This window comes from Paenibacillus sp. FSL H8-0079 (assembly GCF_037991315.1).
Lineage (GTDB): Bacteria > Bacillota > Bacilli > Paenibacillales > Paenibacillaceae > Paenibacillus.
The window spans coordinates 5,886,046-5,898,655 of sequence record NZ_CP150300.1; the positions used below are offsets into that span (position 1 = coordinate 5,886,046).

Below are 12,610 nucleotides of genomic sequence, written 5' to 3' on the forward strand. Positions count from 1 at the left end.
CTTATCCCTGGTATCCCTTTTATAGAAAAAACCCCAAGAGCTCCGTAAAGCAGAGATTGGGGTTGCTGTTTATTTCACCAATTGACCACGTGTAACGCCCAGTTGGTTCGTTGCTTTTAGGGTTTTCCAAACTTGTGTACCACTGATCTCGCCGCGTAATGCACGGTTGTACAGATCAATTACTTCACGTACCTGCTCCGGTGTCTCTTCCAGGAATTCCACACGGTATCGTGATACACCCAGATCCATAAAGTTGGTCAGATACTCGGCACCTGACTGCTCCACTGCGTTGTATACCGTATTACGGCAACCTTCATCCACACGTACCGGGTGGGACATACCGATCCGGTCTTGCAGTGATGCACGCTGTTCCTCACAAGGACGTCCACAGTTCGTAAAGTCCGTTCCTTCACTCATGAACGTACAGTACACACAGTGCTCGGTGTGGAACATCGGCAGATGCTGATGGATAACCACTTCGGTCTGACTTGTACGGGAGTGACCAAGCAAATCAACCATTTGTTGAATGTTCAGGTCATAGGATGGCGTAATCCAGTCACATCCGGCTTCCAGGAACAACTCAACTGCTTTGTGATTGGCGATGTTCAATGAGAAGTCGCCGATCAGTTCCGGGTGCTTCACATCCGGGTTTTCCATCCGGTGACGAAGGTAGAAGTACAGCGCACCTGTATTACGCACCAATACCGCATCCGGCTTCAGACGCAGGATGTTGTTGTGATATCCATTCTCCCCAGGCATGTGAATACGCGGTGTAGCCAGCGCGATCTTGCGACCAGCGGCATGCACAGCTTCCACGGCTGCCGGGAACTGTTTGATAAACTCGAAGTCGGCATAGATCATGCCGATTCCCGCTTCAATCGCTGCCTCCACTTGTGGCAGGCTGCGACAGAGCGCGGTCAGTTCTGCTTGACCGCGAGCGACTGGCGATGCCGGTTTAACCGAATCGCCGTACACATCTACCGCCCGTTTCACGTAGACCGGCGGTTTAGGACGCTCGCCCGCGAGTTGTTCTACCGCCTGACGGCGAATGTTATTCAACTCGCGCATTGGGATGATAACGTCACCGTGCAGGTTGACGTCCATTCCTTCCAACTGGAACACTGTGCCTCCCAGACGTCCAAACTGCTCTTCGAGCAATTCATGCGTCATTGGACGTTTCTGGGCGATGTCCAATTCCATCTCGGAATCAATACGGACAGTTGTGCCCTTCTGTACGTCTGTCCACCACGTGCTAAGCGGCTGCCCCGGGCTACCGATGACCTTCACCTTCACCGGGAATACACGGTACGGCTTCTCGGTTTCGAAGCTTTGACGCAGACGTTTGTCCAGCGCCGGGTCATTCGTTTTCCACACTTTGTCGCCAACTTTCACGCGGCGCAGATCCACGTCACTGCGGCCTGGCACGACGTCAACGATCCAGCCCTCTTCAGCTTCGCCTTCGAGTTTTACGCCTTTGCGACGTACATCGTATACGCGTCCGCCCTCTTCCTTCTGAGTCGGGTCTCCGGCGTCAAATACGATTCCGTCTCCACGTTTCACAGGTGCATCCAGCTTCAGGACCACACCATCGCGCAACACTTGATCTACACGACCGAGGTAGACACCACGACTTTTCGGGAATGTTCCATCCACCAGTTCTTTGTTGTTTGTACCGCTCAGGAAACCATGCGTGAATCCACGGGAGAAGCTTTGCTGCAATTCGCGAACTTCTTCCTTGCTTGGCGGTGTGTTATCTCCATCAAAATAACGGTCAATCGCTTTACGATATTTGCTTACTACGTTTGCTACGTATTCCGGCGTTTTGAGACGTCCTTCAATTTTGAAAGAAGTTACTCCTGCTTCGATCAGTTCCGGCATCAGATCAATCGCTGCCAGGTCCTTCGGAGACAACAGATAGGCTACATCACCCATCGGTTTGTGCTCTCCATCCACCATCAGATCGTATGGAAGACGACAAGCTTGTGCGCACTCTCCGCGGTTCGCCGAACGTCCTCCCCACATTTCGGAAGTGAGACATTGACCCGAGTAGGATACACACAGCGCACCGTGCACAAATACTTCCATTGGAAGCTTCGCCTGCTCACCGATCTTCTGGATCTGCTTCAGGTTGTTCTCCCGTCCCAGAACGACACGTTCCATATCAAACGGCTTCGTAAACTCGACCGCTTCCGGTGACGTAATCGTCATCTGTGTTGAACCATGAATCGGGAAATCGGGCGAGATCTCGCGGATCATCTTCACCAAACCCAAATCCTGAACAATTACAGCGTCCACACCTGCATCGACACATGCATCAATCAGTTCTTTGGCATCCGTCAATTCATTTTCAAAAATCAATATATTAAAGGTCAAAAAACCTTTTACGCCATAACTGTGCAAAAACGCCATAATCTCCGGCAGCTCGTCCATACGGAAGTTGTTCGCCCGTGCTCGTGCATTAAACTTTTCGACTCCGAAGAAAATTGCATCTGCGCCATTGGCTACCGCCGAACGCATACAATCCCAGTCACCGGCGGGTGCCAGAAGTTCAACGTCTTCTCTTCGTATTGTTGCTGTTTTCATGTAGATCCTCCCCATAACCGGCTATCCGCCGGATTTCATCCCTATATCCTTAAATGCCTGAACTCACCAAGCCTAAACCTGCACCTAATCCGGTACACCTGCATTGTCACTGTATTGCTATATCTATACATTATGTCTGTATTGCCTGAACTCCAAGCTTACAGTCATTCATATTCATTAGATCAGCAGTCATAACTCCTGAACTAGTATAGTGTACCACTTCTGCACCGACTCTTCTACGCTTTCCTGAAAAAACCGTTTACCAATTTCATTTCCATTAAGATTCACACTAGACACTCCGATTGCAGTACCATCTTCCGATCGCTTGATAAAAGCGCAGCCTATGCTTTCGATGCAGCTTTCCTTCAGAAAGCTTGTAGCTTCGCTTCTTCAGATCGCTTCTGCACTCTTCGTCCCAGTGTAAATATTTAATTTATCTTATACAGAAAACAAATAAGCCGAAAGGTCCTTTGACCCTCCGGCTCCAATACATTATTTATTAAAAGTAAATGAGTTCACTGCTTTTTCCAAGGCGGCCGCCTGGACTGCTGTCTTATTGGCATCATTCAGACCACTTGTGATCGTATAGGTTGTTCCGTCTTTTTCAAATACGATTTGGCGACCCGCATATGGCACTCCCTTGTCCAGTTCATGATACGTAAAGGAAAATGCAGGCACACCCGCAAACGTTAACTCCTCACTGCGAAGCAACTTGAAGTTCTTACGAGTTTTGGTGGCTTCGGCATAAGCTTCTCTCAGTTGACTTACCGTCATCTCGATCGACTTGTCTTCGCTCGCCGCAATGGAGAATTCTCCGCCCGTGAAGGTGTACACCACAGGTGAATATTCGAATCGATCACTGTATGGCGTCCAGTACCGTGGAATATCCACACTGTAATGATAACGTTTGGACGTACGCGTGAGTGTCTTGGTTTTGTCTGTCAAATAAGGATCTTCATCCAGCTGACCGAAATGTTCGGCAACCGTATCAAAATCAATCTCCACACTCTTCATGATCCGTTCAAACCATGCCCGATTTGCAACCTGCTCCTCAGGGAACGTATACTCTGCATAATATCGATACCCATTCTTCTGCAAAAGAACATCGAACTCGGTCTGCCAGCCCCCGCCAAAGTTATAACGGAATTCATTAACCTCGGCAGTCTCTCCCGAAATATTCATCGTATATGAGCCAATTGGCTCGTAACTCTCTGGCGTAAATGTCTCGCGCATCCACTTATCCAGTTGACCGCTCCAATCTTTTACCGTTGTACCTACCTTCGCCGAAGTAACACGCCATTGCAGATAAGCTCCATCTTTGGCCTCATAGATCATCTGATTGTTGTCCATAGACCATCCTGCAGGAATCTTCAATTCGATACCATAGTCATCATTCCAAGCGGAGCGCATGCCATTATCTACGGTGGACAGATCTTTGATCGTTCGATCCGACTCCGCATAGGTAGGCTGGAATGAATTGAGCAGCGCCGCACGTTTGCCCAGGTCTTTATAATTCAGGGCTTCGTAATCCGCGAGGTACACATCATATTGACGACCTTCGCTCAGATACTGGCGCATCTCCCACAACATGCCGTCTACATCTTTCACGATAATCCGTGCATAAGGCGTTTTGCCTTTCGACACCGCTTCACGATCCAGCACCGTATCTCCCGATTGTTTGGCCTCCTGGACGAGTTGCTGCAACAAATCATCCGAATCCAGAGCCACATCCTGGTCACTGACATACACTTCAAGATAATAACTGTTGTCCGCAGCGCCGAAAGTCATCATGCGCTCCTGCTCACCAGTCTGGAAAACCATAAGGTCTGCCGGATAGTTGATGGACCAACCGTAAAAACTGTTGCCGATTCTGGTTTTACCTTCGTCCAAATGAATGCCATCCTCATCGTCCACCGAATCATCGGTTTGCAACAGACGAATCACCATTTCTCCCGAACTGTTTGGAGCAAGCGTCGCTCCGATACCGGCAGCAACCGGACGAAGCGGGACCATGAGTACGCCATTTACCATCTTGGGAGCGGCACCCATCTCATGTTTCACACCATCCATCCAAGCAATTGAACTCCCAATTGTTAGAGTCACCGTGTGCGGACCTTCCTTGATTTTGACGACATCATTTTTCTCCAGCCGGATTTCACTGCCAAATGCTTTCTTGAATACACCGACAGGTACCATCGTAACACCCTTGATCTTGTACGGTTTGGCTATGGCCTGCTTATCGCCGTTAATGTAGGCGCTCGTGCTACCCGCTTTGACTCGTAGTTCACTTGTCGTCAGATCAGACGCCCATACAGGCAGTGCCGCCCCAATAGTCAGCATCCCGGTTAATACACCTGTGCTCAGCACACGTATCCATGACTTTTTCATTCCGTTCTTTCGTCCTCTCTCCATCCGGGTTGATCGCCGGGCTATATTATTCATCATCTGCAAGGAACGCTTCATCTTCCTCGTCCTGAATGTCTGCGCGATCAGCAAGTACTAGCGTACGGGTTACGATATCGCCATCCGTTTGCATCAACAGCTTTACCTTTTGCCCAGGCAGATACGTTTTGAGCAACTCATTGATATCCACGACAGAGGACACACGTGTGCCAGCCACACTATAGATGACATCGCCCTCTTTGATTTTGGCTTTCTTCGCTTCAGGAGACAGTATGCCCGTAATCGTTAATGGATCATCTGTAGGCAATCCCACAATAGCAGACCAGCTTTCTTCCAGCTGTAGCCCCAGACTCGCACGTTTTATTTTGCCATATTTAAAAAACTGATCGATGATATATTGAACGGTATCCACCGGAATCGAAAATCCCAAGCTTTCTACGCCGACCGCAGAGAATTTCATCGAGTTAATACCGACCACTTCACCCTTCAGGTTGACCAGCGGTCCTCCGCTATTCCCTGGGTTAATGGCCGTATCAGTCTGAATCAACCGGTAGGTCGCCTCAACACCACGATTCAAGCCGCTAATTACCCCTACCGTTGCCGAGTTGCGCAATGAAAAGGAAATCGGTGTACCTATGGCGATTACCGTCTCGCCAACAGAGGTTTGTGAAGCTTTGGCGAAGCTCGCCGGTTTAAGTGCTTTGGCATTGATTTTGATTAACGCCAGATCACTTAGTGCATCACTGTATGTTTTCGTAATTTTGTATGTATTGCCATCCGTCGTTACGACCACCGGATTCACTAATCCGTCGACCACGTGGGCATTCGTCACGATCCATCCGTTGGAACGAATGATGACCCCTGTACCATGTGCAAGATTATAGCGGTCATCTGATGATGCACCTTCCTGCACTTCGGTAGATTTCCCAATAATGCCTACGACCGAAGGAGACACCTTTTCGATCACTTTGGGAATGGCTTCATTTCCCTTGTACGTGTACGTTCCGGATTTGGCATCATATTGTCCACTTCCACCAAATGCCTTGACCAGATCCTTGGTGTTCACATAGACTTGACCATCTACCACCTTCGCTTGCATTGCCGTTTTGGATTCAGCCGCACCAACCGTTGCCGCTACACTGATTGAGAGTACAGCAGCCATCAGTATGGCTATCCCCTTTTTACCCAACACGCTCATATTCTCACCTGACCCTCTCTATACATCCTTCTTGCGCGACTCGACATCGGATTCATCGCTGAATCTATTCTCTCTTTCTCTCATCTGCAATTCCGGTATCCCTCAATGTATCATACAGAATCTGGATATACAATTGTTTTAAGTCCCTATTTTGGTAGAGAAGATAGAATCCTCTTCAATCGTTCAAACGAAATGAAAAAAACACCCCCCATGTCTCTCTGGAAAGTGTTCATTTGTACCACTATTGGCTTAAATTCCATTCACTTTAGCAGCATTCCTACTGAGCAAACCAACCGGTTATCATCGCATAGTCTGTCATCAGAAATACCAGTAGGCTGACTACTGCAAATCCGATCGCAAACAGATTCTTCTTCGGTGCCCGAAGGAGGCGAACGACTCCGATGAAAATCAGGATCGTAAATAAGATGACAAAAATATCAAATGCATTAAAATTCGATGTACTCGCCGTGGCAGCTTCTGCAAACAGCATGGATAGACAGACCTCCTCACCATAGTTGAACAGCTAACGCATACCCTAATATCTTCCTCTATGTTATCTGTACCCTGCTTGTAATGCAAGCCCTATCATCCATAAAAATGAAAAAAATCCAATTTGGTCGAATATTCCTGCAATGCTTGTCCCAACATATATGTAAACACTTTCACGAAAACAAAATAGTACAGGGAAACCTCCTACATATCCCATAAAAATAAAACCCTTTCTGTCGGAAGCAGAGCACATCAGATCGTAATCCAATGTCTCACACTTCTCGAAAAGAAGGGCCTAGTCAATATCGTTAATTGTTCAATAATCTCTGACTACAAGGACTTAGTCCACCAATTGCAGTGCCTTACTCCGCTCGGTATCCCGCTCCAGAACTGGCTTCAAGTACTTGCCTGTATAGGAAGCTTCCACTTTAATGATATCCTCAGGTGTTCCAGTTGCAACAATGGTTCCTCCACCGCTACCGCCTTCTGGGCCCAGATCGACAACATAGTCTGCCGTTTTGATCACATCCAGGTTATGTTCGATCACTAGCACCGATTCCCCAGAATCAACCAGACGGTGCAATACAGTTAGCAAACGGTCGATATCATCGACATGCAAACCGGTTGTCGGCTCATCGAGGATGTAGATGGTTTTCCCCGTACTGCGGCGATACAACTCGGAAGCGAGCTTCACCCGCTGGGCCTCGCCACCGGACAATGTGGTTGCAGGTTGTCCCAGATTGATGTATCCCAGACCCACATCCATCAGCGTCTGCATTTTGCGATGGATCTTCGGAATGTTCTCGAAGAACTGGGTTGCATCTTCAACCGTCATTTCCAACACATCGGAAATGTTTCTGTTTTTATATTTCACTTCAAGCGTTTCCCGGTTATATCGTTTACCTTTGCAGACTTCACAAGGGACATAGACGTCAGGCAAGAAGTGCATCTCGATCTTGATAATGCCGTCTCCACGGCAGGCTTCACAACGTCCACCTTTGATGTTAAAGCTGAACCGGCCTTTCTTGTATCCACGTACTTTGGCTTCATTCGTCTGAGCAAACAAATCCCGGATATCATCAAAGACACCTGTGTACGTAGCCGGGTTGGAACGTGGTGTCCGCCCGATTGGCGACTGATCAATATCGATGACTTTATCGATATGCTCCAGACCACGAATCTCTTTATGCTGACCCGGACGTACCCGAGCACGGTTCAGATCACGTGCCAGCGTTTTGTACAGGATCTCATTGATCAATGTGGATTTACCTGAACCGGACACACCCGTTACCGCAGTAAACACACCCACAGGAATCTTCACATTCAGATTTTTCAGGTTATTTTCTTTGGCTCCGCGTACTTCCAGCCAGCGGTCTCCTACACTTCTACGTTCTGCACGAATTGGAATAAATTTGCGACCACTCAGATATTGACCGGTTAACGAGTTCTCATCGTTCATGATCTCTTCCGGTGTACCCTGTGACATGATGGTACCTCCGTGGATACCTGCACCTGGGCCAATATCAATAATATAGTCGGCAGCCATCATCGTATCCTCATCATGTTCAACCACGATCAGAGTATTACCAATATCCCGCATATGCGCAAGTGTGGAGATCAGGCGGTCATTATCCCGTTGATGCAGACCGATACTCGGCTCATCCAGAATATATAGTACACCCATCAGGCTGGAACCAATCTGTGTGGCCAGTCTGATCCGCTGCGCTTCTCCACCAGATAATGTTCCGGCAGCACGACTCAGCGTAAGGTAATCCAGACCAACATTCACCAGGAAGCCGAGACGGCTGTTGATTTCTTTCAGAATAAGCTTGGCAATCGTCTGCTCTTTCTCCGACAATTCCAATGTATCGAAGAATCGACCAGCTTCACCAATGGACAAACTAGTCACATACGCCATGTTATGATCATTGATCGTAACCGCAAGACTCTCGCGTTTCAGACGCTGACCTTTACATGTACCACAAGGCTTTGCACTCATGTAACCTTCAATAAATTCACGGATACCTTCAGATGCTGTATCCCGGTAACGACGCTCCAGGTTATTCACGATACCTTCAAAGGTAACCAGCGCTTCCTTCCGTTGTCCAAAATCATTCTCATAGCGGAAACGGATTTTCTCTGTACCTGTACCCTGCAACAACTTGTTCATCTGCTCAGCTGGCAGATCTTCGACAGGTACATTTTGCGGAATGTTGAAGTGCTCACATACTGACTTCAGGAACTGCGGATAATAGGTGGATGTTCCACCTGTCCAGGCATCAAAAGCACCATCTTCAATCGTCTTGCTGCGATCTGGTACGAGCAGATCAGGGTCAACGATCATTTTGACACCCAGTCCATCACAATCCGGGCAAGCTCCGAAGGGACTATTGAATGAGAACATCCGCGGCGCCAACTCTTCAATACTGAATCCGCACACCGGGCAGGCAAAGTTAGAACTGAAGCGTAGCTCTTCTTGACCCATAATGTCCACGAGTAGTTGTCCGCCGGACAAATTAAGTGCCGTTTCAATGGAGTCAGCCAAACGCGCCTGTACATCATCTTTAACGACGATCCGGTCAACGACCACTTCAATCGTATGCTTCTTGTTTTTCTCCAATTGGATATCTTCTGACAGGTCACGCAGTTCCCCGTTCACCCGTACACGGACAAAGCCCTGCTTGGACACATCGGCAAATACACTTTTATGCTCGCCCTTACGGCCAGAGATAATAGGTGCCAAGATCTGCAACCGGGTACGCTCTGGGTATTGCATAATGCGGTCAACCATTTGTTCTACGGTCTGGGAGCTGATCTCCACGCCATGGTCTGGACAATGCGGATGACCCACACGTGCAAATAACAGACGCAGATAATCATAAATTTCCGTCACGGTTCCTACCGTGGAACGTGGGTTACGGCTTGTTGTTTTCTGATCTATTGAAATGGCAGGAGATAATCCTTCGATGGAATCAACGTCCGGTTTCTCCATCTGTCCCAGAAACTGCCGTGCATAAGCTGACAATGATTCGACATAACGTCGCTGTCCTTCGGCATAGATGGTGTCAAAAGCCAGCGAGGACTTGCCTGAGCCACTCAGGCCGGTCAATACAACAAAGCGGTCACGCGGGATCGTAATGTCGATGTTCTTCAGGTTATGCGCTCGTGCGCCTTTAATGACAATGTTATCGCTCGCCAATAGTATTCATCCTCTCAGTGTGTTAATCCAAACCTTTTTAAAGGCTTTTCGATCCCTCCCAAACCCTCCCTTCCAAGGGAGGGCCCCATAGGGCGCAGCCCTCTGGACACCCGAAAAAAGCGGTGCAATGGTGAGGAGTCGGGTCTTGCTATGTGAAGGGTGGTCGTGTGCCCGCGGCTCCACATAAGGTTCCGGCTCATTGCCGGAACCTTATGTGGCCGCTCTACTGCGAGGGGACGCTCTCGGCTTCGCATTGATCGCGACAAGTCGCCATTGCCTTCGGCTCGGCTCCAAGGTCAACACCGGAACGCTCTCGGCTTCGCCACGTTCGCGACAAGGTCGCCATTGCCTTTGGCTCGGCTCCAAGTTCGAGACCGGGATGCTCTCAGCTCTCAGGGGGACACGACTCCCAAATGCTTTCCTATAAACCTTTTAACCAATTTCAACTTTTCTATCAGTATAGACCTGATTCCAAGATTTCAACATCTCTTATTATCGGTAGATATAGATGATTTCCTTACTCAACAAGAGAACGGCCAATTGGCCGTTCTCTTGTTACAGATATCTCTTTACTGGATCATATGAATGAGCTGTACCTTATTCAGCGCGAAGTTCCAGCAACGCATCGCGAAGCTCGGCAGCACGCTCAAACTGCAGGTTTTTGGCTGCATCTTTCATCTCTACCTCGAGGCGCTGAATAAGCGCCTGCCGATCTTTCTTCGACATCTTCTCGGCAGCGCCTGTGAGGTAGTCTTTCTTGGATTCAGCAACCTTGGTTGCCTCAATCACATCACGCACTTTTTTGCGAATCGTCTGTGGTGTAATTCCATGCTTCTCGTTGTACTCGATCTGAATCTCACGACGACGTTCGGTTTCCTTAATCGCCTTATCCATCGAATCGGTTACTTTATCACCGTATAGAATAACGCGACCCTCGCTGTTCCGTGCTGCACGGCCAATCGTTTGGATTAGTGAACGCTCGGAACGCAGGAATCCTTCTTTATCGGCATCCAATATGGCTACCAAGGATACTTCGGGCAGATCCAGACCTTCCCGGAGCAAGTTGATTCCGATTAGCACATGGAAAACGCCCAACCTTAAATCACGTAAAATCGCCATCCGTTCCAACGTTTTGATCTCGGAATGCAGGTAACGTACCTTGATTCCAATCTCTTTCAGATAATCCGTCAGGTCCTCAGACATCTTCTTCGTTAATGTTGTAATCAACACACGCTCGTCTTTGGCAATCCGGTCGTTAATCTCACCGATCAAGTCATCGATCTGTCCCTTCGTTGGACGAAGTTCAATGATTGGATCAAGCAGACCGGTTGGACGGATAATCTGTTGAACCATCGTATCGGTATGCTCTATCTCATAAGGGCCTGGTGTGGCCGATACATAGATGATCTGATCCATCTTGCCTTCGAACTCATCGAATTTGAGTGGACGATTATCCAGCGCTGACGGCAGACGGAAACCATGCTCAACCAATACCGTCTTCCGCGCTTGGTCACCATTGTACATCGCACGGATCTGTGGCAGGGTCACATGAGACTCATCGACCACGATCAACATGTCATCCGGAAAGTAATCCATCAGTGTATATGGCGTATCGCCGCGTTCGCGGAAAGTCAGCGGACCGGAATAGTTCTCAATCCCCGAACAGAATCCGACTTCCTTCATCATCTCGATATCGTATCGTGTGCGCTGCTCCAGTCGCTGAGCCTCCAGCAATTTCCCCTGTTCACGCAACGCTTCAAGACGCTCTTCCAGTTCACGCTCAATGTTCACCAGCGCAACCTTCATCGTCTCTTCTTGCGTTACAAAGTGAGACGCCGGGAAGATGGCAATATGTTCACGTTCGCCAATCAGTTCACCGGTTAATACGTCGATCTCCGTAATTTTCTCGATCTCATCACCGAACAATTCAACCCGAATCGCATGTTCGCCCTTGGAGGCAGGGAAGATCTCCACAACATCCCCACGGACACGGAATGTACCCCGCACAAAGTTAATATCGTTACGTTGATACTGGATCTCTACCAGTCGGGATAAAATCTGATTACGTGGTTTCTCCATGCCTACCCGGAGTGACAGCAACATGCTGGAATACGAATGCGGTGAACCCAAACCATAAATACAGGATACACTCGCTACAATGATGACATCCCTGCGCTCAAACAACGAACTTGTCGCTGCATGCCGCAGTTTGTCGATCTCTTCATTAATACTTGAATCCTTCTCGATATACGTATCGGAGGAAGGAATATATGCTTCTGGCTGAAAATAATCGTAATAACTGACGAAATACTCAACCATGTTGTTAGGAAAAAAATCTTTGAACTCACTTGCCAGCTGCGCTGCCAGCGTTTTATTGTGCGCAATAATCAGCGTTGGCCGTTGCAGCTGAGCTATGGTCTGTGCAATGGTGAATGTCTTACCCGTACCCGTTGCACCCAGCAGAGTCTGATACCTTTTCCCCTCCTGAACACCCTTCACCAATTCTTTAATGGCTGCAGGCTGATCACCTTGGGGAGAAAACTCTGACTCGATTTCGAACGTTTTGTCGCTCATTATAATATCGCTCATTGCCGTATCTCACCCTATCGTCTAAAATAATAGTCACTATATATTGTCGAAGTTCCCCGAATTTTCATATGGGAAAACTTATAGTAATAGGAATATTTGTTCCCGTTTAATTATACCTCGTTCGTTTTAGTGATGCAAACGTGAAATGA

General features: G+C 48.3%; 6 protein-coding genes. All 6 read right to left on the reverse strand.

What is annotated here, in order from left to right; translation table 11 throughout:
* Positions 1-69: 69 nt before the first annotated feature.
* Positions 70-2,583 (reverse strand): DUF3656 domain-containing protein, encoded by a 2,514-nt coding sequence (locus MHI06_RS26445; protein WP_340399580.1) that lies wholly within the window; start codon positions 2,581-2,583, stop codon positions 70-72.
* Positions 2,584-3,075: 492 nt separating this feature from the next.
* Positions 3,076-4,971 carry a stalk domain-containing protein gene (locus MHI06_RS26450; RefSeq protein ID WP_340399581.1) on the reverse strand — a complete coding sequence of 632 codons (1,896 nt, stop codon included), beginning with the start codon at positions 4,969-4,971 and terminating at the stop codon, positions 3,076-3,078.
* Positions 4,972-5,017: 46 nt separating this feature from the next.
* Positions 5,018-6,184 (reverse strand): trypsin-like peptidase domain-containing protein, encoded by a 1,167-nt coding sequence (locus MHI06_RS26455; RefSeq protein ID WP_340399582.1) that lies wholly within the window; start codon positions 6,182-6,184, stop codon positions 5,018-5,020.
* Between the two features lie 277 nt (positions 6,185-6,461).
* Entirely contained in the window at positions 6,462-6,674 is a 213-nt protein-coding gene (locus MHI06_RS26460; RefSeq protein ID WP_017692026.1) for a hypothetical protein, read from the reverse strand.
* A gap of 339 nt (positions 6,675-7,013) precedes the next feature.
* The gene (gene uvrA / locus MHI06_RS26465; RefSeq protein WP_169479715.1) at positions 7,014-9,872 is read right to left on the reverse strand and encodes an excinuclease ABC subunit UvrA; all 2,859 of its coding nucleotides are present in this window, start codon (positions 9,870-9,872) and stop codon (positions 7,014-7,016) included.
* A gap of 597 nt (positions 9,873-10,469) precedes the next feature.
* Entirely contained in the window at positions 10,470-12,461 is a 1,992-nt protein-coding gene (uvrB, locus tag MHI06_RS26470) for an excinuclease ABC subunit UvrB (RefSeq protein ID WP_169479716.1), read from the reverse strand.
* Positions 12,462-12,610 lie beyond the last annotated feature (149 nt).